The following is a 19,013-nucleotide window of genomic DNA, read 5'->3' on the forward strand; positions in this document are numbered from 1 at the left end:
CATACGACCTAATTGCTCGCTCTGCAGTCCGCTGGGGCACTCGTCATGAACAGTTATCGATGAACGACCCCATTCGTTTCGAGGACTTTGAGTCAGCAATCTCAGGCCCGTGAGTGGCTTATGAACATCTGACATCGCCCACTTGTTAAATAACGTATTAGGCATCGTCGATCAGTCCCACACTCACTTGCCATTCATTCTGCAAATCTCGAAAACCACCTGCGCCGTCGCATCTTCGATCGTCCCTTCATTGCGGCATAACACCCACCCGTGATCAGCAACCGCTCGCACGAATGCCTCGGTGCAGGCGACATGCTCCTCCAGCGTATGAAGCACAGTACTGCCCAGCCCACGCCGTCGTTTCGCAGCCCTCGCCCATGACATTTCAGGATCGGTGACAACCCCGACATGCAGGTCCGGCACTTGCACGTGTCGATCAATGTTCAACTGCAGAATCTCTGCAAACGGGACTGTCCGGCGAAATGCCGCATCAGAGGGGTACCAGCGATCAATCAGGATGATGCTGTCGGCGGGTTGCTTGGTCAGCACGTGCCGGGAAATCCAGGCACGGCTATCAGCCAAGCGTTCACACACCGTCCACGCCAAATCCCGGGAGGGATTTCTGACGAGTATGTTAACAAGGGCCATTGTTTCGCCCCTGAAGGGATCGCTTTTCTTCTCGCAAAGACGGATGACCTTTTTGTTGTCGGCCCTCAGTGCCTTGGTAACTGCCTCCAAAAGCGTGGTTTTGCCAGTGCCTTTGGGTCCATCCAGAGAAACAAATAGCGGACGATTCATTCTTCACATAACGATTGATACAGCGTTTTAAGTGACGAACACTTTAACTGAATAACGGGCCGATTCGACAAACCCGCTGCTGTCGCCCACTCTGCCCGTTGCAACCTCTTCCCTGTCGAGGCTTCACTTGGATTACTTCGCCGCTCTCACGGCCTTCGTCGAAGCCGCTGAAGGCAATAACTTCTCCCGCGCGGCCGAGCGTCTCGGCATCAAGGCGTCTACCGTTTCGCGGTATGTGAAGGACCTTGAGCAGGACCTGGGCATTGCGCTGTTCAACCGTTCGACACGCACGCTTCATTTGACGGAGGGTGGCCAGACATTCCTGATGCACGCCCGCCGGGTGCTGGATGAACTTGAACAAGCCAAAGCCGCCACCTCTGCGCTGAACCAGCATCCGCGCGGCGTGCTGAAACTCAACTTGCCGCCGGCCTTTGCCCGTCACCATATTCTTCCGGCCTTGAACGATTTCCTGCTGCGCTACCCGCAAATCAGCGTCGAATTGGTGTTGGATAACGCCCAGGTCAACCTGATTCATTCCGGCGTCGATCTGGCGATTCGGATTGGTGCGCTGGCCGATTCCACGTTAAAAGCACGCAAACTCAGCGACAGCCATTACCGCGTGGTCGCAAGCCCGGCTTTTTGCCTGCTGCACCCGCCGCCCTCAACACCCGCAGACCTCGTCGGTGTGCCTGCGGTACTGGGGACGAGCGCCACCGGCGATATCACGTTCGTCTCCGGGGACCGGGTATCACCGCTGGCGCAGGGTGGCTGTATTCGAATGAATGACTTGGACGCGCAGTTGATCGCCGCGCGCCAAGGCTTGGGCTTTGCGCTGCTGCCAGACTGGCTGGTGGCGCGCAGTATCGATGCCGGCGACCTGGTGGTGTGGCTGCCGGAGTGGAGCATCCGCAGCACTGAGCGGGCGTTTTCCCTGTGGTTTGTCTACCCGCCCAAGCGCATTGTGTCTTCCAAGGTCAGGTGTTTTATCGACTTCATCGTTGAACGACTGGGCGAGACACCTGACTGGAAGTGACTCAACTGAAGCGAATATCCAACGCGCGCAGGTAGGTTTGCAGCCCCGCATCCTGGATCGGGATCAGGAACGCTTCGGTGTCCGACTCATTGAAGTGCGCATGCCAATACCCCGGCGGCGTCACAAATGCCAGGCCCGGCGACCAGTCAACGCGCACCGGGTTGCGGATTTGCCCCTCCGCGTCGAGCTCCGTCCCCACCAGCGAATAACAACCCTTGGGGCAATCAATGATGAAATCCAGTGCAATCGACTGATGCCGATGAGGCTTTTGCACAGAGCCTGCCGGCAAAATCCCATACATCGCCCACAGCACATGGGTGACGGTTCGCGTCTGTGGAAAGTTGCGGTTGCCCAGCAGGATGCTGATGCGGCTGCGGTCCTGGGCACGCGGGTCATCGGCCGCTTCCCGCAACTTGGCGTTGGCCAACGCTGCGGGGTACAGCGTCGGGGTGAAGCGATCTGCGCTGCGTGTTACGCCCAGATAGCGCAATAGCGGCTCATCGTGCACGTAGTAAAGGCGCGCATCCTGTGTGGCGCTGCAGTGCGCTGCCTGCAAGCCCGGCAGTGCGATAAAGCAGCCCTTTGACCACTCAATCTCATGCGCGCCCTGCACCACTGCGCCCTCCCCGGCGATCACATAAAACACCTGCGAGGTCGCGTTGGGGTGCACGGTCAGCGTGTCGCCGCCGTTAAGACGCATGAAATTCGCGCAAAGCCCGGGCCCTGTCGCCGGCCCCTCACACCCCAGTGCGTCGCTGAGGTCCAGCGGGACAATTCGCGAGGGGCCGCTGTCATACAGCGCGGCCGGGAAGCTGTGGTAGGGAATTCGCGAAATCAGGTTTGCACTGATGGGGTTGGCCGCCTTGCTGTATTCGAAGTACTCGGCGTCCACCTGGTTGATATCGCTCAGTTGTGTTGGCTTGAATTCCTGGTTCATCGGGCTCACCTCAGTTTTCGGCGGGTTCCCCGCAGCGCCTTGAGCGCACTGCGGTAATGAACTCACTATAGGCATTGCCCGTCAGCGGATTAAGCCCCTGCCCGGCACAGCAGTTATGCGAAATGGGGAGGTGTACTTGCGCACGTCATCGCCCACCTCCTATTGCACTTGCTGACCGGCCCGACTGAGCTTGATCATCTGTTGAAGCATCAAACCCGGCGCAACTCGGCGGGCCACCTTCAGCACCTGGCTGACGCCCGGGCATATTTCCAGTTGCCCGGCCTCAATTTTCCGGATGCACTGACGCACTAAAAGCGCTGGGTCCATGCCCTTTTCGTTTTTCATTTCTGCCGCGAACTCGCCTCTGAACAACGGGGTTTCCGTTCCCGGTGGCGCAATTTCGATGACGGTAACGGCGCTGTGCTTGAGTTGCGCCCTCAGGCATTGGGTGTAAGCGTGCAGTGCTGCCTTGGAGGCGCTGTACACGGGTGCCGCCGGGAACGGAATAAACGCCAGCCCGGACGAGACGTTAACGATCAAGCCGCTTTGTCGCTGGAGTAGATAGGGCAAAAATTGCTGGATCATCCGCATCGGGCCATTCAGGTTGATGTCGACTTCTTCAGTCAAGTCGTCTAACGCCCGCGGCTGCGCCAGCCTGATGTTGCGCATCACGCCTGCGTTATTCACCAAGGTATCGAGCGTCGGGAATTGCGTGGTGACCGCCAGAAATAACGCCTGAATGCCGGCAGGGTCGCGCACATCGCTTTGAAACGTCTGCAACAGCGGCAACTGTTGCCGCGCTGCATCCAGTTTGTGCGGATCACGGCCCGTCACGATGACCGTGTTGCCCCGCTCCAGAAGTTGACGGGCAAGTTCAAGCCCGATACCGCTCGAACCTCCCGTCACCAGCACTGTTCGTCCAGTCATCTTCATCGAAGCACTCCAGTTGTGGGTAACCTGTAAGGAGCTTGAGGGATACACTGACCATAAGACAGTAGGCACCCAAAAGATCTATACGCACCTAAAAGAGAGTGTCCAGCCAATGAACAACCACCCGGTTTTCACAGACGAGCAGATCGCCGCCGCGCAGTACTACTCAAGGCAAACGCCGCCCAAGGACCTGGACCCGCGCATCGCCTCTCTGGTCACCGACCTGATCGGTCGAGTGGCAGACAAATGGACAATGCTGATTCTCGAAACCTTGATCGAAACCACGCCCCTGCGCTTTACGCGCTTGAGTGAACGGGTCGAAGGGATCAGCCAGAAAATGCTGACGCAAACCTTGCGAGCCATGGAGCGAGATGGTCTCGTGCTGCGCAAGGTGTACGCCGTAGTGCCTCCGAAAGTTGAATACAGCCTTACGCCGCTTGGTCTGACGCTGGGTGCAGCGTTTTGTGGCGTGTGGGTCTGGGCAGCGGAAAATCTTGAACAGATTGAAAAAGCCCGCGTGGATTTCGACCTGCGGTGAACCGGATTACCCCTTGGGCCTGAACTTCGGAATCTCCAACCCCAGGCTTTCGCGCAGTGTCGACCCTTCATACGCCGTGCGGTACACGCCACGTTCCTGCAGCAACGGTATGACCTCCTGGGTGAAACGCCCGAACTGCTGCGGGTGCCCGATGTAGATGTTGAAACCATCCACGGCTCGGGCCTCAAACCACTCCGCTATTTTCTGCGCGACCGTGTCCGCCGCCCCCACAAAGGCCCCCGGGCGCAATTGCCGACCGAACTCTACGGCCTGGCGCAAACTAAAACCTTTCTCGCGAGCCTGGTCGGCAATGCGTTTGGCGGCAGTGAAAAAGCTGCTGCGCGCTGCCTCCAGGCTTTCCTGCGGGAACGGCGCATCAAGGTCGTACTGGCTGAAATCATGCCAGCCGAAATTGCGCCCGAACTCCTTCAGCGCGAGTTCAAAGCTATGGTCGGCCTGATGGTAGTGCTGCTCGATTTCACGCGCGTGCGCGTCGGTGTCGCCGACATAGATCTCGGCGCCGGGCATCACCAGCAATTGTTCCGGGTCGCGGCCCTGTTGCACCGCCCTGCCCTTTATATTCCGGTAGAACGCCTGGCCCTGCTCGATGCTGGCCGCATGGGTGAAGATCACATCAGCGGTGGCGGCGCCCAGGTCGCGACCTTGCTCCGAGTCGCCGGCCTGGAATATCACCGGCTGGCCTTGGGGTGAGCGCTGGATATTCAGCGGGCCGACCACGGAGAAATGCTCGCCCTGATGGTTCAGGCTGTGCAGCTTGCTTGGGTCGAGAAACTGGCCGGTGGCCCTGTCGCGCACGAAGGCGTCTTCCTCGTAGGAGTTCCACAGCCCCTGCACCACCTGCACGTGTTCGGCCGCGCGGCCATAACGGGTGTCGTAATCGTAGTGTTCGTCGCGGCTGTAGTTGCCGGCGGTACCGGCATCGCCGCTGGTCACCACGTTCCAGCCGGCGCGGCCTTTGCTGATCAGATCGAGCGAGGCCAGGCGCCGCGCAACGTTGTATGGCGAGTTGTAAGAAGTGGTCAGCGTGCCGACCAAACCGATGTGCCGCGTGCTCACGGCGAGTGCCGATAACAGCGTCAGCGGCTCCAGCCGGTTCAGGTAGTGGGACGGTGAACCGGGCGTGATGAATTGGCTGTCGACGATGAAGATCAAGTCGAACAGTGCCGCCTCGGCCTGTCGCGCAATGTCGATGTACCAGTCGACGTTAACGCTGGCGTCGGCCGGCAGTTGCGGGTCAAGCCACAGGTTGTGGCGACCTGGCCCGCCACATCCCATGGTCAAGGCGCCTAGTTTGAGCTGTCTTTTGGTCATGTCTTACGTATTCCGTTCAGGGCTGGGTTTTGGCGACGGCTGGCTGCAGGGACGCCGCAAAGGAAGCGTCAAACAGCGTGGCTGCGGCGTACGGTTTGACCAGCCCCTGGCTGGCAAAAAAGTCCACGGTCTTTTGCGCCTCCACCGGCGACTGATCCGTCACGGGTTCAACCGTCGCGCGAGCACGGGCAAACCATGCGCGGGCGATGTCCGCATCGGCCCTTGTGCGTTTGGCCCACGCGTCCGCATAGGCATCGGTGTTGGCCGGGCGTTGGCCAGCCCAATCACGGGCTTTCTTGAGGCGCTGGAGAAAATCACTGATCTGCGCACGCTTGGTGTCGACAGCCTGACTATTGGCTGCAACGAAGCTCTGGGCCGGGATCAAACCGTCAGCGGTCGCCAGCACGCGCGCACCTTGGCGCTCTTGCTGCGTTACGTAGGGCTCCCACGTGGCGATGACATCAACAGAACCGCCTTCCAGCGCATGGGAGGCGTCCAGTGCGCTGAGGTAGCGCAGCTCCACCGAGTCCTTTGGCACCCCGGCTTTATCCAGCGCGGTCAGCAGCAATTGCTGGCTCCAGGAACCTTTCCAGATCGCTGCGCGTTTGCCCGCAAGGTCCGCGAGGCTGTGAATCGGGGAATCCTTGCTCACCAGAATGGCCACGCCGTCGAGGTTCTGCCGACTGATGGCGATCACCTTGATCGGCGCACCCAAGGCACCTAGAAACAGCACGGGCGCATCACCGAGCAAACCGATATCCAGGCTGTTGACGTTGAGCGCTTCGGCCACCGGCGACCCGGCGGTGAATTGCTTCCATTCAAGGGTGTAAGGCAGATTATCCAGCACCCCCGCCGCCTCCATCACGGCCTGGGCGTTGTAGCTTTGGTCACCGACCACCAGCGTTTGCGCGTTCGCAGTCAGGCACAGCAAGGTGGCGGCCAAACCGGCCGCCAGTGTTGTCAGGTAACGCACGTTCGTCTCCAGATGCCTTCTCAGGCATTGAAAGTCGATCCGCGCGTGCGGTCTCGGCAGTGTCTATAGGGTGTGCAGCGTGCCGATACGATGAAGCGCTGGATACTGCGTGTAAAATACTGATTACGCATAACCTAATTCGATAAAAATGCAAATAATGCATTCATTACGAAAAGGGAGGCAATCAGTCAGGTCGCCAGTGCTCGCCTCGAACGTTGCCAGTCCCTTTGTAGCCACCGTATCCATCAGGGACCCAGCCGCCACCCGCATTGTCGCCAGTGCCGATAAAGCCGCCTTTGCCGTCTGATTCAAGGCCTCGACCACGGTTCTTTCCCGTGCCGATGTAACCGCCACGGCCATCGGAATCGTAGCCACGCTTGCGGTTGTCGCCAGTCCCCTCATAGCCACCCTTGCCATCCGCCCTCCAGCTCCCGCCCAGGGCGGTGTCTTCACCGCGGAAATAGCCCTGGCCGTCGGACTTGTAATCTTCGCCATAGCTGGCGCCACGGCCCTTGTAACCACCCGAGCCATCCGGGCTGAACCTTTTGCCCTGGTTGTAGCCGGTGCCCGTGAGTCCACCGTCATCGGCCGGGACAAAGCCCTTGCCAATATTGGTGCCGGTACCTTTTAGTGATCCGTCTTTTTGCAGTTCGTAATCACCGCCCGAATTTCCCCCGGTGCCCCTTAATCCGCCGTGGCCATCGGGCTCGTAACCGTTACCAGCGTTGGTTCCGGTACCGATGAAACCCTCAGCCGCCTGAGTTGAGGCACCCACACTCAGTAAAAGAACGGTCAGCAGAATGCGAGAAGCTTTTTTCATGGTGAATCGACGTCCCTTTCGAGGTTAAAACGCGCTTCTGATCAAGGCGCGTTGCAGGGGCACTTTAACGTCATAACGGTGATTCGCGGTATAGGGCCGTTCCTGAGCCCTGCGGCGCGCCATAGCCCAAAACCTCATCCCACCCTGCGCGCTGAAGATTCCCTCTATTGGCGCATACCTCATTCTTGAATTAACGTTCAATCCACCTGACCACCGCCACATGAACCCCGCCAACCCGCGCCCCTCACGGGCCGGCCTGATGCACCGCCACTCATTGCTCATCCAAACAGTTAACCAACTGATTAATCAGAGTAAATATGAAAGAGCAGCCTCGGCAGCTTGCATCGGGACCGCAACAAACGGCGCACCCGCGCGCCCTTTTTCGACCACCGCACCTTCTGGCTCCGCTGAGCCTGTTGTGCATCGCCTTGGCCGGCTGCACCGTCGGCCCGGATTTCGCACGGCCGGATGTGCCGGCGAATGCCGATTATTCCCGGGAGAAGCTGACGTCCACCGCCAAGGCCGACATTGATGCCGGCGGTGCCGCGCAGCGCTTGGTTGCCGGGATGGATATTCCCGGGCAATGGTGGACGCTGTTCCGCTCGCCAGCATTGAATGCCCTGGTGGAAGAAGCGTTGCGCGCCAACCCGGACGTCACTGCCGCCCAGGCCGCGCTGCGTCAGGCCAATGAGCTGGTGTACGCCGACCAGGCTTCGCTGTTTCCCTCCGTCAACGGCAATGTGTCGAAAACCCGCGAGAAAGTCTCCGGGGCTGAAACCGGCCTGCCGTCGTCGCCGATTCTGACGGTAAGTTCTGCGTCGCTGAACGTTTCCTATGCCCCGGATGTGTTCGGCGGCACGCGCCGGCAAATCGAATCATCCACGCAGCAAGCCGAGTACGAACGCTTCCAGCTGGAGGCGACGTACCTCACGTTGACCTCCAACGTGGTCAATACCGCGATTAGCCTGGCCTCGGTACGCGACCAGGTCGCTGCCACCGAGGAAATCATCCGCCTCCAAAGCGGCCAGCTTGACCTGTTGCAGGCCCAGCGCCGGTTGGGTGCCATCGGCGATACCGACGTCCTCACGCAGCAGACGGCGCTGGCGCAAACCCGTGCCACCTTGCCGCCGTTGCAAAAGCAATTGGCGCAGACCCGCAACCAATTGATGGCCTATCTCGGCCGGTTCCCCAACCAGGACCGCGACGAACGCTTCAATCTGGCCTCCCTGCAACTGCCGGAAGCGTTGCCGCTCAGCCTGCCTTCGGCACTCGTCGGCCAGCGCCCGGATGTGCGTTCCGCGCAGGCGCAACTGCACCAAGCCAGCGCCGACATCGGCGTGGCCGTCGCCAACCAGTTGCCACAGTTCAGCATCACCGGGTCCTTGGGTTCCACGGTGGCGAGCGGGACCAAGCTGTTTTCGTCGGGCACCGGCGTCTGGAGCCTCGCCGGGTCGATCGCCCAACCGCTGTTTGATGCTGGCGCGCTCGAACATCGCAAGCGCGCCGCCGTGGCGGCATATGACGCGTCGGCCGCGCGTTATCGCGGCACCGTCATTGGTGCCTTCCAGGACGTTGCCAACGCGCTGCGGGCGCTGGAGGCGGACGCCGATGCGCTCAATCAGCAGGTGGTGGCCGAGCGCTCCGCGCAAGCCAACCTGGATTTGGTGCAAGCCCAGTTCCGACTCGGCGCCGTGGCCTACATCAACCTGCTGACGGCCCAGCAAACTTACCAGAACACCGTGCTTGCCCGCGTCAAGGCGCAGGCCTCGCGTTACAGCGACACCACGGCGCTGTTCCAGGCACTCGGCGGCGGCTGGTGGAACCGCACGGACGTGGACCCCGCCACGAAGGGCCAGCCTGATCGCTTCGGCTTGCCGTCGTGGCAAGAGATCATGCCGGCCAAGACCAAGGCAGCACCTGCCGATTCGGCACGGTTCGACTGAACTTAAATCTTCAAACAGCGAGAACACCCATGGCTGACGTCATCACCGCTTCTCCCCTGCCACCCCCGCCCGACGCGCCGCGCAAGCGTCGGCTGTGGCGGCCGATGCTGATCATGATCGTGGTGGTGCTGGTGATCGTCGCGATCATTGCCGGGGTGAAGTTCGTGCAGATTTCTGCCTTGATCGCCCAGTCAAAAGTGCCGTTGCCTGCTTCAGTGGTGACCGCCCTGCACGTGCCGTTCAGCGACTGGCAACCGAATGTCAGCGCGGTGGGCTCGATGAAGGCTGTCAGAGGCGTGGATGTGACCACTGAGGTCGGCGGCATCGTGCGCACCCTCGGCTTCACGCCTGGGCAAGAAGTGCAGGCCCAGGCACTGCTGGTGCAGTTGAACGCCGACTCCGACATCGCCCAGCTGCACTCACTGGAAGCCTCCTCCGACCTGGCCGCTATCGTGCTCAAGCGCGACAAGGCCCAATTGGCCGTCAACGCCATCTCCCAGGCACAGGTCGACACCGACACCGCCGACTTGAAAGCCAAACTTGCCGCCGCCGAACAACAGCGCGCGCTGGTGGCGAAGAAAACCATCCGTGCTCCGTTTGCCGGGCGTATCGGGATTACCAGCGTCAACCCCGGCCAATACCTCAACCCCGGCGACAAGATCGCCACGTTGCAAACCTTCGACCCTATCTACATCGACTTCACGGTGCCCCAGACCCAGCTGGAGGCCATCGCCATCGGCCAAGGCGTGCTGGTGACGGCCGACGGCCTCTCGAACCAGACCTTTACCGGCAAGATCAGCACCATCGACACCCAGTTCGACTCGACCACGCGCAACGTTACCGTCGAGGCCACCGTCGACAACCCCAGGAAAAACCTGGTGCCCGGCATGTTTGCCAGGGCCGTCGTCAACTCCGGCGCGCCGCAGCGCTACCTCACCGTTCCGCAGACCTCGGTGACCTACAACCCTTACGGCACCACGGTGTTCATCGCCACATCGAGCAAGAACGACAAAGGCGAGGAAGTCCTCACCGCGCAGCAAACCTTCATCAAGACCGGCCCGACCCGTGGCGACCAGGTCGCGATCCTGTCCGGCGTGAAAGAAGGCGACCTGCTGATCACCAGCGGCCAGATGAAGCTCAAAAACGGCTCGCCGGTAAAGGTCGACAACAGCACCGCGCCACTGAACGACCCGGCTCCGACTCCCCAAGAACACTAAAGGTGTCCCATGAAGCTTACCGATACCTTTATTCAGCGACCGGTCTGGGCCATTGTCGTCTCGCTGTTCATCCTGATCCTGGGGCTGCGCTCGATCTTCGAATTGCCGGTAAACCAATGGCCACGCACCGAAAACACCGTGGTCACCATCACCACCGCCTACTACGGCGCGGATGCCTCCACGGTCGCCGGTTTTATCACCCAGCCGCTTGAATCGGCCATCGCCCAGGCCCAGGGCATCGACTACTTGTCATCCACCAGCATCACCGGTGTCTCGACCATTACCGCCACGCTGCGCCTGAACTATGAAGCCAGCAAGGCACTCACCGAGATCAATACCCAGGTCAACTCGGTCAAGAACCAACTGCCGGCCCAGTCCCAGGAGCCGGTGCTGACCGTGGCGGTCGGGCAGACCACAGACGCCATGTACCTGGGGTTCTACAGCGACACCCTGCCCACCAACAACATCACCGATTACCTGGTGCGCGTGGTCAAGCCCAAGCTGGATTCGATCCAGGGCGTGCAAACCGCTGAAATCCTGGGCGGGCGCCAGTTCGCCCTGCGCGCCTGGCTGGACCCCGACAAGCTGGCCGCGCATAACGTCACGGCGCAGGACGTGTCCACCGCCCTGGCGAACAACAACTACTTGTCTGCCGTCGGCTCCACCCGCGGGCAAACAGTCACGGTCGACCTGACGGCCGGGACCGACTTGCACACCGTGGACGAATTCAAGCGCCTGGTGATCAAGCAAAAAGGCGATGCGCTGGTGTACCTGGAAGACGTCGCCACCGTGACCCTGGGTGCCGAAAGCTACGACAGCAGCGTGGCGTTTTCCGGCAAGCGTTCGGTGTTCATCGGCATCAAGGCGGCGCCGAATGCCAACATCCTGACCGTCGCCGACAGCGTGCGTGAAGCCTTCCCCGAGCTGCAATCCCAACTACCCGCCGGCGTGCGCGGCGAGATCGTGTATGACTCCACAGCGTTCATCAACACCTCGATTTATGAGGTGGTGAAAACCCTGGTCGAGGCGATGATCATTGTTTCGGTGGTGATCTACCTGTTTCTCGGCTCGTTCCGCGCGGTCATCGTGCCCTTGGTGGCGATCCCACTGTCGCTGGTCGGCACATTCTTCATCATGTACCTGCTCGGCTACTCGATTAACCTGCTGACCTTGCTCGCGCTGGTATTGGCGATCGGCCTGGTGGTGGACGACGCGATTATCGTGGTAGAAAACGTCGACCGGCATATCAAGGAAGAAGGCAAAGGCGTGCTGGAGGCCGCGCTGGTCGCGGCGCGGGAGCTGGGCGGCCCGATCATCGCGATGACGGTGGTGTTGATTGCCGCCTACGTGCCCATCGGGCTGCGCAGCGGGCTGACGGGCGCGCTGTTCAAGGAGTTCTGCTTCTCGCTGGCGGGTGCCGTGACCGTGTCGGCCGTGGTCGCGCTGACACTCTCGCCGATGATGACCTCGCGGTTGTTCAAGTCCGGCCAGGAAGAGGGTCGCTTCGCCCACAAGCTTGATCAGTACTTCGACTGGCTGCGCAAACGCTACCACCGCGTGCTCCACGCGGGCCTGAACGTCTGGCCGGTGCTGGTGACGTTTGGCTTTTTACTGTTCGTGCTGGTGGCCGCCAGTGGCATGACCGCCAAAAGCGAACTGTCGCCAACCGAGGACCAAGGGCTGGTCTTCATGCAGATCAAAGGCCCGCCGACCGCTTCGCCCCAACAAATGGAGCGCATTGCCGACCAGGCCTTCCAGATCGCCAACAAAGAGACCGAATACGCGCAGATGTTCCAGCTCACCGGGCTGCCGATACTCAACCAGGGCCTGGGCGGCGTGCTGCTCAAAACCTGGGACGACCGCACCCGCTCCCAGGCCCAACTGATACTGGACCTGCAGCAAAAATGGAATCAGGTGCCGGGCGCGACCATCGCGGCCTTTCCGCTGCCGTCGCTGCCGGGCGCCCAAGGCTTGCCGGTGCAGTTTGTGATCACCACCACCGACTCCGTGGAAAACCTCAACGAAGTCGCCCAGGCGGTGATGGCGGAGGCCCAGAAGCAACAGCTGTTCTATTTCTCCGACATGGACCTGAAACTCGACAAGCCGCAAGCCAAACTGGTGGTCGACCGCGAAAAAATTGCCGCGCTGGGCATGACCCAGGCCGACGTCGGCGCCGCGCTGTCTGCCGCACTGGGTGGCAACTACGTGAACTACTTCTCCACCGCCGGACGCTCGTACAAAGTCATTCCCCAAGTGCTGCAGGTCGACCGCCTGAACCCCGATCAGATTCTTGATTACTACATTCGTACGCCCTCCGGCAGCATGATCCAGGCGCGCACCGTGGCGCACATCGAAACCTCAACGCAGCCGGAGTCGATCAACCACTTCCAGCAACTCAACTCGGCGACCCTGTCAGGCGTGAGTGGCGTGGCGCAGGGTGAACTGCTGGCGAAGCTGAACACGATCCTGAAGAACGTCGCGCCCTCCGGCTACACCTCGGACTTCTCAGGTGAATCCCGCCAGTTCACGCAAGAGTCGGGCGGGTTTGTCGCGCTGTTGCTGTTCTCGGTCCTGATCGTCTACCTGGCCCTGGCCTTCCAGTTCGAGAGCTTCCGCGACCCTGTGGTCGTGCTGTTCTCGGTGCCGCCCGCGCTGTTCGGCGCGCTGGCCTTTATCACCATGGGTTTCGCCTCCATCAACGTGTACACCCAGGTGGGCCTGGTGACGCTGCTGGGACTGATCACCAAGCACGGGATTCTGATCGTGCAGTTTGCCAACGAATTGCAGCGCGCGGGACGCAGCAAGCGGGAGGCCATTGAAGAAGCAGCTGCGGTTCGGCTACGCCCGATTCTGATGACCACCGCAGCGATGGTGCTGGGCGTGGTGCCGCTGGTGTGGGCATCCGGCGCCGGGGCGGCGGGCCGGCATGACATGGGCTTGGTGATCTTCGCCGGCTTGTCGATCGGCACGCTGCTGACGCTGTTCATGGTACCGGCGATGTATATGTTTATCGGCGCTACGCATCACCAGGACGCTGAGCAACCTGAGGAAGATCTACAACCCAGCCACCCTTGAAAGGTGCCGGACGCCTACCCAGTCGAGCAGATCACTGGCGTTCATGGGCCTTGCGTGTAAATAACCCTGGCCCGTGGTGCCGCCCAGCGCGATCAAGGCGTGCCGCTGGGCCTGGGTTTCGATGCCTTCGAGCACCACACGCAGGCCCAGCGCTCGCCCCAGGCCGATGACGGCTGTGACGATGGCTCTGCAGCGGGCATCCGCCACCACGCCGTTGACCAGGCTGGCATCCAGTTTGATTTCATTGAAAGGCCCCTGAAGCAGGCGTTGCAGGTTGGAAAAGCCCGTGCCGAAGTCGTCAATGGACAAGCGACAGCCCAGCGCGCCCAGCCCTTGCAGGGTTTCCTGCTGGCGCGATCGAGAGTCGATGGCCGCGCGTTCGGTGAGTTCAAAGGTGACCCCGGACGCCGGCATCCCATGCCGGGCGAGCGCCGCCCCTACACGGTTGATCAAACCAGGATCGTCCAACTGTACCGCCTCAAGGTTGTAGGCAAACGCCAAGGAATGCCCCCTGCCCCCGAGTTTCTTTTGCAGCGCCAACCCCTGATGCAGTTGAAAAAACAGTAGAGGGTCCAACAACCCGCCGCGCACGATAGCGGGCATGAAAGCCTCTGGCGCGAGGATGCCGCGCCGCGGATGGCACCAGCGCGCCAGTACCTCAACACCCTCCACGGCATTGTTCGACAGGTTGAACGTGGGCTGAAAGAACGGCTGTATCTGGCCCTCGACCAATGCATTGGCGACTTCGTATTCGCTGGCCGACAGGACGCTGGCAGGGTAAATCATGGCGCGCTCAGGGGTTGAAACGGGGCGCCAGTGTCGAGGTTTCGCCTCAGCGTTTCAGTCAGCCATTGCCGCAAATAGGCGAGGTTTTTTCTGGTAGCTCACAAGAAACATCCTACAAGATGCCTCATTACTTCAAATTCAGCGGCCTACCGCGCGCCTTATCTCAGCGGCTTTTCGAAATAACACTGCTCATGTACTGATGAATGTCGCGCAGATCATTCACTGTCCAGGCATGCGGGGGCAGTTTTACACCGTTCTCCTGCAAGGTTTTTGGAATCAGGTTGCCATTGGGGCGAAGGATGATCGAAGACACGATAACGCCCGGGTAGTCCTCCAGCCGTTTCCTGAACGCGGGGCTTGTGAGGTCCGGCGTGGGCGGATTGCTTTTCCGGGCCAGTGGTCCCGTGCCCTTGATATCCGGCCCATGGCACATGGCACAGCGCTGTAGAAACAGGTTTTTACCGTTGGCCACGTCCGCACGAGAGGGAGATGCCTGAACCAGTGAAACACTGACCAGCGCCGCGGCAAGCAGTCTTTTCATTTCAACCATGCTAAATCCTTTAGCGTCTCTCGTTTTTAGGGGTGGCAGCGCGTGTGCCTTCTATGTGCGGCGGGTACTTTCGGCGTTGGTACCGGGCAGGTCAATGTCAGATATTAAGTTGACAAGGTCGCCAATCGACGCGCCAGCGCCTGCATTTGCGCCTGTCCATACCCTGAGCGTGAACCCAAGATCCATGTGCTTGACGCATCCCTCATGCTCAAACGTCATAATCTCCGGGTCCTCTGCGTGGTAATCTCGCGCCACCACGAATAGACATTGATCGTCACTCGACGATGACCAGAGCCAGGAAAGAACATGCCGAAAATCTCTCACTCAGCATTGCGCCGCAATTTCCGTGAACTGCTTGCAAAGCCCATCTGCGTTGAAACCGCGTCTGTCTTTGACCCCATGTCCGCGCGTATCGCCGCCGACCTGGGCTTTGAAGTCGGAATCCTCGGCGGTTCTGTCGCATCGTTGCAGGTACTCGCGGCCCCCGATTTTGCGCTGATTACATTGAGTGAGTTCGTCGAGCAGGCCACCCGCATCGGGCGCGTCGCACAACTGCCGTTTATTGCCGACGCCGACCACGGTTACGGCAATGCCCTCAACGTGATGCGTACCGTTGAAGAGCTTGAGCGTGCCGGTGTTGCGGCGCTGACGATTGAAGACACGCTGTTGCCTGCGCAATTTGGCCGCAAGTCCACTGACCTGATCTCGATCGAAGAAGGCATCGGCAAGGTCAAGGCGGCACTGGAAGCGCGGGTTGACCCGGAACTCTCGATCATCGCCCGTACCAACGCCGGCGTATTGCCGACTGAAGAAGTGATCGAACGCACCAAAGCCTACGAAAAAGCCGGCGCCGACGGCATCTGCATGGTCGGCGTCAAAGACTTCGACCACCTTGAGCAGATCGCCCAAAACCTCACGGTGCCACTGATGCTGGTGACCTACGGCAACCCGAAACTCAATGACAGCGAACGCCTGGCCAAGCTCGGCGTGCGCATCGTAGTCGCCGGCCACGGCGCCTACTTTGCGTCGATCAAGGCCACTTACGACAGCCTGCGCGCCCAGCGCAAGCTGACCCACAGCACCTCCAACCTCGGTGCTACCGAGCTGACGCATACCTACACGCGGCCTGAAAACTACGTGGCCTGGGCTGAAGAGTTCATGGACGTCAAAGAGTAAGTCCGGTCGAAAAAATCGCAGCGCGGGTGGGATGAAACACCTGTGCCGGACACCGGCACAGGTCGATCAATAGTTGGCGCTGGGATTGCCCACGTCCACGTAGCCATTTTTCGGCGCGATAATCACGTCCAGGGGCGGCGGCGTGACGCCGAACCCGCCGATCTGGTCCGTGAGGCCCTTGTACCAGTCCTCCTGCTGTTTCTTGCGCGCGTTGTCGGCCTTGATGTCGGCAATGATCGCGTAGATCAGCCCGCCTACCGCCGCAATACCGCCCACGGCACCGGCCAACGCACCCGCTGCGCCGCCAATCACGCCTGCCGCTTCGGCAACCCCTGCGGCCACGGTGGTAATGCGCGGCACGACATACGTGGCGACTTCCACGGCGCCCGCCACGGCAGACAAACCGTTGAGCCCGGCGAACGTGCCCTGGAAGCCTGCAGCGACCTTGTCACCACTTTGCACGGAGTTCTTCGCCGAAATCGCCCCGGTGACCAAGCCCAACACGTTGCCCGCCACGCCGCCCAGGCTCTTGCCGACGTTCTCCACATCCTTCACAAATTTGGGCGCATCGAACTTGTAGGTGCCTTGTTTGGTGCGGTCGAACTGGTCCTGGACGAACTTGGCGCCGCCTTCCAGAAACAGGCCTGCCGCCTGGAACGACTGCCCCACCGTTTGCGCGGTGCTGCCGCCTTTGCCAGCGGCAATCCGCGTACCGATGGCGCCGGCCAGCAACACGCCGGACACGCCATGCATCACCCCGGCCTTGTACGCCGCACTCACCCCGGCGGGAAGTTTGCCGCCCCAGGTGCTCTGGACTTTCTTGATCGCGTCGTCGAACTTGGCGCCGCCGCGCATGGCGTCTTCCACGGCGCGAATGCCGCTGATGATGTCGGCGGTCTTCGGGGGCGCTTCGCCGGGCGCGGTGAATGCAGCAATGTTGTTGTTGATCACCTGCTCAAGGCGCGGGTCGTTGGCGCCGGTGACACCCAAACCGCGGTAGAAATCATCGATGGTCTGGCCTTTGAGCAGGTCCTCGCGGCCCAGTTTGGCCGCCGCATCGTTGAAGCTGCTGCTGCCTGCCTGCACGGTGGTGTCGTCGAGCACCGCGTCAAAAATCGCTTTGTTCACCCCGGACTGAATCACCGCCTTGTCCGCCGGCACGCCGCTGGCGATCAGGTCGCTGATTTGCTTGCCGGACGTGATGTGTTCGTACTCGGCCTTGACCTTGTCCTTGATGGCCTGCGGGGCGTTTTCCAGGGCTTTTTTGTAGTCCGGCTGCTTGCCCAGGGCCTGTGCGTAGAAGTCCGGGTACTTGATAAAACTCGACAGCGCATCGGTGGTGCTGGCGCCCTTGGCGGCAAATGCACTTTCCAGGGCATCGGTGCTCGATGAAGCCTCCAGGCGGCGTTCCATCTCGGCTTTCAGCGCCGGGTCGGCGGCGACCATTTTCTGCAACTGCTCGGTGCCTTGGGTGTTGAGGAACTGCTGGACGTCGGGGTCTTTGCTGAGCCGGTCAATGCGACTTTGTACATCGTTGATAAAGTCCTCGCGCTGCTGGCCCGGTGATTTGCCCTCACCCGACCACTCATTGGCCGCGTCCGGCCCCTGGTGCGCAAACGCGTCGGCACCGGCCTTGTAGTTGGCAAGGCCGGTGGACAGCTGGATGATCGCGGCGGTTTTATCCGCGCCGCTGGCGCTGCTGTTGCCACTGACGAAGTAGTCGGCGCCAACCTTGGAGGCGTCCCCTCCGGCCGCCTTCACCGCGTCTTCGGTGGCCTTGGCGTTGAGGTCCTTGATCTGGTCGTCGGCGCTGTTGCCGTCCAGGCCCTTGAGGTTGTCGTAGCCATACTTGCCGAAGTCCTGCAGGCGCCCCGCTTCGGTGCCGTGACGTGCTTCGCCGTCCTTGGTGAACCCGTCGATACGGCCATTGCCCACAGCGCCGCCTTCAATGTGCTTGCCGGTCTCGTCGTAATTTTCCACGTAGTTGAGCACCTGGGCCGCACGCCACGCAGCATCCGGGTCGTGCTCGAAGTCACCGACACGCTCGCGCAGCGCGTCCTTGACCCCGCTTTGGTTGCCCAGGTTCTTCAACAGCGGGTTGTCGTCGATAATCTGTTGCGCGTTGCGCGTGTCGCCCACCGGGCGCCCTTCGCCGGGCAATGGCAGGTGATTGGAGGGCGCGTCGCCCTTGGGTGACGCTTTGGGTTTGCTGACCGGCAGCTCACCTTTGAGCGTGTCCCAGCCGTACTTGCCGAAGTCCTGCAGGCGCCCGGCTTCGGTGCCGTGGCGGGCGTCGCCACCTTTGGTGAAACCGTCGACCTTGCCGTTGCCGGCCTCGTTGCGTTCTGAGGTCTTGAGGCTGATCGGCTTGCCGCTTTCGTCGAGTTTTTCAATGTGCTCCAGCACCCGGCTGGCGAGGTAAGCCGCATCCGGGTCGTGCTCGAAGTCACCGACACGTTCACGCAGCGTGTCTTTCACGCCGCTCTGGTTGCCGAGGTTTTTTAACAGCGGGTTGTCGTCGATGATCTGCTGCGCGGTACGGAAGTCGCCTTGAGGGCGCTTTGTATCCGGACCGAGGCGGGTGTCGCCGGCCTGATTGTCCACCGCCCTGGAAACCGCCTTGTTCCAGTTAGGGTTCTCGCCCGTCTTGGGTGTGCTGTCGACCGGGTTGACGTGCATGACCTTTCTCCTGTTTCGGCATGGGAGAAAGGATTATTGGACGGGAAGTGCAACAGTCTTGTTACACGCGAGCAATTAACGCGCATGAAATCACACTGCCACTACTTAGGCAGTAGTTACACACATGAATATTTATAAACGCCAGTTTAACTAAGCCTAAAAAATCCGCCGCAGAGCCTGCGGCGGCAAACCAAAGGTTTTTTGTCGAAGCAGAGCGGCTAAGACC

The 19,013-nt window shown here is 60.8% G+C and carries 15 protein-coding genes; 6 read left to right on the forward strand and 9 right to left on the reverse strand.

Features of this window, described 5'->3' with window-relative positions; genetic code table 11:
* Positions 1-183: 183 nt before the first annotated feature.
* A complete protein-coding gene (locus WBB95_RS10855; protein ID WP_424487591.1) occupies positions 184-798 on the reverse strand; it encodes a dTMP kinase in 615 nt (204 codons plus the stop codon).
* Between the two features lie 127 nt (positions 799-925).
* Between WBB95_RS10855 and WBB95_RS10860 the strand changes: the two genes are divergently transcribed.
* Complete coding sequence (locus tag WBB95_RS10860; protein WP_424487592.1) at positions 926-1,831, forward strand: LysR substrate-binding domain-containing protein; 906 nt, start codon at positions 926-928, stop codon at positions 1,829-1,831.
* Position 1,832: 1 nt separating this feature from the next.
* Here the strand turns inward: WBB95_RS10860 and WBB95_RS10865 are convergent, their stop codons facing one another.
* Entirely contained in the window at positions 1,833-2,768 is a 936-nt protein-coding gene (locus tag WBB95_RS10865) for a cupin (protein ID WP_424487593.1), read from the reverse strand.
* Between the two features lie 159 nt (positions 2,769-2,927).
* On the reverse strand, positions 2,928-3,701 hold the full coding sequence (locus WBB95_RS10870) for an SDR family oxidoreductase (protein WP_424487594.1): 774 nt from the start codon (positions 3,699-3,701) through the stop codon (positions 2,928-2,930).
* Positions 3,702-3,810: 109 nt separating this feature from the next.
* Between WBB95_RS10870 and WBB95_RS10875 the strand changes: the two genes are divergently transcribed.
* Positions 3,811-4,236, forward strand: a complete 426-nt coding sequence (locus WBB95_RS10875) for a winged helix-turn-helix transcriptional regulator (protein ID WP_424487595.1) — start codon at positions 3,811-3,813, stop codon at positions 4,234-4,236.
* Between the two features lie 6 nt (positions 4,237-4,242).
* On the opposite strand, the gene WBB95_RS10880 is transcribed toward WBB95_RS10875, so the two are convergent.
* The 3 genes from WBB95_RS10880 to WBB95_RS10890 all read right to left on the reverse strand — a co-directional run bounded on the left by WBB95_RS10880 (position 4,243) and on the right by WBB95_RS10890 (position 7,361).
* Positions 4,243-5,568 carry an LLM class flavin-dependent oxidoreductase gene (locus WBB95_RS10880; RefSeq protein ID WP_424487596.1) on the reverse strand — a complete coding sequence of 442 codons (1,326 nt, stop codon included), beginning with the start codon at positions 5,566-5,568 and terminating at the stop codon, positions 4,243-4,245.
* A 16-nt stretch (positions 5,569-5,584) separates the two neighbouring features.
* Complete coding sequence (locus WBB95_RS10885; RefSeq protein WP_424487597.1) at positions 5,585-6,541, reverse strand: ABC transporter substrate-binding protein; 957 nt, start codon at positions 6,539-6,541, stop codon at positions 5,585-5,587.
* Positions 6,542-6,725: 184 nt separating this feature from the next.
* Positions 6,726-7,361: a hypothetical protein gene (locus WBB95_RS10890; RefSeq protein WP_424487598.1), complete on the reverse strand. Its 636-nt coding sequence runs from the start codon at positions 7,359-7,361 to the stop codon at positions 6,726-6,728.
* Between the two features lie 416 nt (positions 7,362-7,777).
* Between WBB95_RS10890 and WBB95_RS10895 the strand changes: the two genes are divergently transcribed.
* The 3 genes from WBB95_RS10895 to WBB95_RS10905 are packed head-to-tail and all read left to right on the forward strand — an operon-like array spanning position 7,778 to position 13,596.
* A complete protein-coding gene (locus tag WBB95_RS10895) occupies positions 7,778-9,304 on the forward strand; it encodes an efflux transporter outer membrane subunit (protein ID WP_424487599.1) in 1,527 nt (508 codons plus the stop codon).
* A gap of 29 nt (positions 9,305-9,333) precedes the next feature.
* The gene (locus WBB95_RS10900) at positions 9,334-10,521 is read left to right on the forward strand and encodes an efflux RND transporter periplasmic adaptor subunit (protein WP_424487600.1); all 1,188 of its coding nucleotides are present in this window, start codon (positions 9,334-9,336) and stop codon (positions 10,519-10,521) included.
* A gap of 9 nt (positions 10,522-10,530) precedes the next feature.
* On the forward strand, positions 10,531-13,596 hold the full coding sequence (locus WBB95_RS10905; protein ID WP_424487601.1) for an efflux RND transporter permease subunit: 3,066 nt from the start codon (positions 10,531-10,533) through the stop codon (positions 13,594-13,596).
* Here WBB95_RS10905 and WBB95_RS10910 read toward each other — a convergent pair.
* Both WBB95_RS10910 and WBB95_RS10915 read right to left on the reverse strand, forming a co-directional pair.
* Complete coding sequence (locus WBB95_RS10910; protein WP_424487602.1) at positions 13,576-14,382, reverse strand: EAL domain-containing protein; 807 nt, start codon at positions 14,380-14,382, stop codon at positions 13,576-13,578. The genes WBB95_RS10905 and WBB95_RS10910 overlap by 21 nt on opposite strands.
* 163 nt (positions 14,383-14,545) lie before the next feature.
* A complete protein-coding gene (locus WBB95_RS10915; protein ID WP_424487604.1) occupies positions 14,546-14,923 on the reverse strand; it encodes a c-type cytochrome in 378 nt (125 codons plus the stop codon).
* 315 nt (positions 14,924-15,238) lie between these two features.
* Between WBB95_RS10915 and WBB95_RS10920 the strand changes: the two genes are divergently transcribed.
* On the forward strand, positions 15,239-16,108 hold the full coding sequence (locus tag WBB95_RS10920; RefSeq protein ID WP_395607454.1) for an isocitrate lyase/PEP mutase family protein: 870 nt from the start codon (positions 15,239-15,241) through the stop codon (positions 16,106-16,108).
* A gap of 66 nt (positions 16,109-16,174) precedes the next feature.
* On the opposite strand, the gene WBB95_RS10925 is transcribed toward WBB95_RS10920, so the two are convergent.
* Entirely contained in the window at positions 16,175-18,787 is a 2,613-nt protein-coding gene (locus tag WBB95_RS10925; RefSeq protein ID WP_424487603.1) for a hypothetical protein, read from the reverse strand.
* Positions 18,788-19,013 lie beyond the last annotated feature (226 nt).

This window comes from Pseudomonas sp. (genome assembly GCF_049645325.1).
In the GTDB taxonomy this organism is placed as follows: domain Bacteria; phylum Pseudomonadota; class Gammaproteobacteria; order Pseudomonadales; family Pseudomonadaceae; genus Aquipseudomonas.

What these genes read in the sequence shown, in the direction of transcription:
- WBB95_RS10915 (WP_424487604.1), bottom strand. Translation starts at nt 14,923, where the DNA reads ATGAAAAGACTGCTTGCCGCGGCGCTGGTCAGTGTTTCACTGGTTCAG.
- WBB95_RS10890 (WP_424487598.1), bottom strand. Translation starts at nt 7,361, where the DNA reads ATGAAAAAAGCTTCTCGCATTCTGCTGACCGTTCTTTTACTGAGTGTG.
- WBB95_RS10925 (WP_424487603.1), bottom strand. Translation starts at nt 18,787, where the DNA reads ATGCACGTCAACCCGGTCGACAGCACACCCAAGACGGGCGAGAACCCT.
- WBB95_RS10880 (WP_424487596.1), bottom strand. Translation starts at nt 5,568, where the DNA reads ATGACCAAAAGACAGCTCAAACTAGGCGCCTTGACCATGGGATGTGGC.
- WBB95_RS10865 (WP_424487593.1), bottom strand. Translation starts at nt 2,768, where the DNA reads ATGAACCAGGAATTCAAGCCAACACAACTGAGCGATATCAACCAGGTG.
- WBB95_RS10870 (WP_424487594.1), bottom strand. Translation starts at nt 3,701, where the DNA reads ATGAAGATGACTGGACGAACAGTGCTGGTGACGGGAGGTTCGAGCGGT.
- WBB95_RS10910 (WP_424487602.1), bottom strand. Translation starts at nt 14,382, where the DNA reads ATGATTTACCCTGCCAGCGTCCTGTCGGCCAGCGAATACGAAGTCGCC.
- WBB95_RS10900 (WP_424487600.1), top strand. Translation starts at nt 9,334, where the DNA reads ATGGCTGACGTCATCACCGCTTCTCCCCTGCCACCCCCGCCCGACGCG.
- WBB95_RS10920 (WP_395607454.1), top strand. Translation starts at nt 15,239, where the DNA reads ATGCCGAAAATCTCTCACTCAGCATTGCGCCGCAATTTCCGTGAACTG.
- WBB95_RS10905 (WP_424487601.1), top strand. Translation starts at nt 10,531, where the DNA reads ATGAAGCTTACCGATACCTTTATTCAGCGACCGGTCTGGGCCATTGTC.
- WBB95_RS10855 (WP_424487591.1), bottom strand. Translation starts at nt 798, where the DNA reads ATGAATCGTCCGCTATTTGTTTCTCTGGATGGACCCAAAGGCACTGGC.
- WBB95_RS10875 (WP_424487595.1), top strand. Translation starts at nt 3,811, where the DNA reads ATGAACAACCACCCGGTTTTCACAGACGAGCAGATCGCCGCCGCGCAG.